At 25.9% G+C, this 2,462-nt stretch carries 4 protein-coding genes; 3 read left to right on the forward strand and 1 reads right to left on the reverse strand.

Annotated features, from left to right (window positions below; all coding sequences use genetic code 11):
* Positions 1-112 (forward strand): IS3 family transposase (locus AC5LAX_RS04245; protein ID WP_204921410.1); only part of this gene is annotated, 112 nt, incomplete at its 5' end.
* Between the two features lie 63 nt (positions 113-175).
* On the opposite strand, the gene AC5LAX_RS04250 is transcribed toward AC5LAX_RS04245, so the two are convergent.
* A complete protein-coding gene (locus AC5LAX_RS04250) occupies positions 176-532 on the reverse strand; it encodes a hypothetical protein (RefSeq protein WP_204922765.1) in 357 nt (118 codons plus the stop codon).
* Between the two features lie 215 nt (positions 533-747).
* On the opposite strand from AC5LAX_RS04250, the gene AC5LAX_RS04255 reads away from it, so the two are divergent.
* Together AC5LAX_RS04255 and AC5LAX_RS04260 are read left to right on the forward strand one after the other, a co-directional pair.
* Complete coding sequence (locus AC5LAX_RS04255; RefSeq protein ID WP_091695058.1) at positions 748-1,635, forward strand: AraC family transcriptional regulator; 888 nt, start codon at positions 748-750, stop codon at positions 1,633-1,635.
* The gene (locus AC5LAX_RS04260; protein WP_288909068.1) at positions 1,628-2,338 is read left to right on the forward strand and encodes a thiamine diphosphokinase; all 711 of its coding nucleotides are present in this window, start codon (positions 1,628-1,630) and stop codon (positions 2,336-2,338) included. The genes AC5LAX_RS04255 and AC5LAX_RS04260 overlap by 8 nt, the downstream gene beginning before the upstream one ends.
* The last annotated feature ends 124 nt before the right edge of the window (positions 2,339-2,462 follow it).

Consider the following 2,462-nt stretch of genomic DNA (forward strand, 5'->3'; position numbering starts at 1 on the left):
TATAAAAGAGTTAAAATCTTATATAAAATATTATAATACAAAACGGATAAAGATAAAACTAAAAGGACTTAGTCCCGTAGAATATAGAACTAAGTCTCAATTAGTAGCTTAATTAATATGTCCAATATTTTGGGTGCATATCATAACACTATGCTTGTATATTTTATCTATTTTTTCATGCGCTATAAGCTTTTTTAATAACTAAATTAGCCAATTTATTAATATAATAATTAGTAAAACGAACTTCAATATCACGAGTAAATTGAGCTAAAATATTATTATCTTTTAAAATACCTTCATGATAATCTATAACCAATTGTAAATCTTGATTTAAATCTATTTTCTGACCATACATATTATAAACAAAAATCTGTGTATTAACAATTTCAATAATGAAATCAGCTCCAACACCTAAATCATTATTACAAATTGTTTGCCATTCATTTGCATCAAATTCTCTAGCTAAAAGATTTCTTTCATATACTAAATAATCTTTATGGTTATATCTATATTTTTTCATTACTAATGACATTATGCCCAACTCCTTAAACAGTAATTATCTATAATCAATATCTTTGTTTCATATTTTCAAATTGACTATATTATATATTATAGATATAACAAATACTATATGATAAATGCAAAAAACATTGCAAAAAATGCTCTAAAATTTTCTTGTTGATAAAAAAATTTTTGCCAAAAAGCGTAAGATAAAGTATAGTATAATTTATGAAAAGAGGGATAGCTATGGAATATCAAAAAAAAGGCTATTTAACATCTTATTTTAAATTATTTCATCTCAAAGATGTCCAAAAAATAGAAATCAAAGCACATTATCACGAATTTGATAAAATAATTTTATTCTTAAGTGGTAAAGTTAAATATAATATTGAAGGGCAAACTTATCAATTATTTCCCTATGATATTGTTTTTGTACCTCATAATTGTATTCATTATCCTACTATTAGCGATACAGCAACATATGAACGTATTGTCCTTTATATTGACCCTAATTATCTAAAAAATAAAATAGATACTACAGATAAATTAGACTTTTGTTTTAATTATGCTCAAGAACATAATTCATATGTTATGAATTTAGACAATATCAATGAAAATGATATCTTGAAACAAATCCAAATTTTAGAAAACTCCTTTAATGATAAAGGTTTTGCACATGAATTATACAGTAATCTAAAATTCTTAGAGTTTATGATTTTAATAAATAGAGCCATTATCAATGATAATAAAAATTTGACTATTCACCATAAAGTTTCCTATGATAAAACTATTAATTCTGTTATTGATTATATAAATGAACATTTATTTACAGAATTAAATATTGATTATCTAGCTAATCATTTTTTTGTAAGTAAATACTACCTAATGCGAAAATTTAAATTAAAAACGGGCTACAGTATTCATCAATATATATTAAATAAACGATTAATAGTGGCTAAAGAAAAGATTAAATCTGGAATAGCTTTAACTCAAATATGCTTTGACTGTGGCTTTAAAGACTATTCTACTTTTTCAAGAACCTTTAAACAAATTTTTAAACAGACACCAAGAGAATTCAAAAAAGCTCTTAATGAAAAAACTGATATATATAAAGAGGCTAAACAATATGAATAATATCTTAGAACTTCCTCAACTAATAGCAAAATTTAATTATGAATTACCTAAAAATCAAACAGTGCTAATAAGTGGAGGTAATCCACCTGATGTACAGTGGTTAAAGTCCATCTGTGAAAATAAAAATATTTTTTGTGCTGACCATGGTATAGATATATGTAAAGAAGCTGATATCAAACCACTTCAATTAATTGGTGATGGTGATAGTGCTACTTCTGAAGCATGGCAATGGGCTGTAGATAATGATGTTACTATAACAAAAGTTCCTACAAAAAAAGATGTTACCGATACGCAATTAGCACTTCAAATAATTGATGATAAATATCCAGCTTCAACTGTCGTTTTAACAGGTGCATGGGGCGGGCGTTTTGACCATGCTTTTAGCACTATATTTAGTTTTAATGGCATGTTAAATAAAAATTTTTGTGGTTGTATTGCTGATGAAAAAGAAATTTTATTCTTTTTACATAATGAAGAACATCTAACTTTAAATCTCAAACAAACACCCAAAGCCATCTCATTACTTCCTTTAGGTGGTACTTGTAGTGGTGTTAGCATCAATGGCGTATATTGGCCACTTGACCAAGTTATGCTCAATAATAACTTACCTTATGCTGTAAGTAATGAAGTAAATAATAAAGAAAATACCATCTGGATATCCCAAAAACAAGGTATACTAGGTGTATATCTATACTTTGAATAATATTTAATAATAAAAAAGCGTTATAATCTGTAAATAAATGATTGAACTGCACCCCAAAAGTTGGACACAAAACAACTTTTGGAGGTGCAGTTTTTTTATGACTAAATACTCAAATGAATTTAAA

The sequence above is a fragment of the Megamonas sp. genome (assembly GCF_986095205.1).

What these genes read in the sequence shown, in the direction of transcription:
- AC5LAX_RS04250 (WP_204922765.1), bottom strand. Translation starts at nt 532, where the DNA reads ATGTCATTAGTAATGAAAAAATATAGATATAACCATAAAGATTATTTA.
- AC5LAX_RS04255 (WP_091695058.1), top strand. Translation starts at nt 748, where the DNA reads ATGGAATATCAAAAAAAAGGCTATTTAACATCTTATTTTAAATTATTT.
- AC5LAX_RS04260 (WP_288909068.1), top strand. Translation starts at nt 1,628, where the DNA reads ATGAATAATATCTTAGAACTTCCTCAACTAATAGCAAAATTTAATTAT.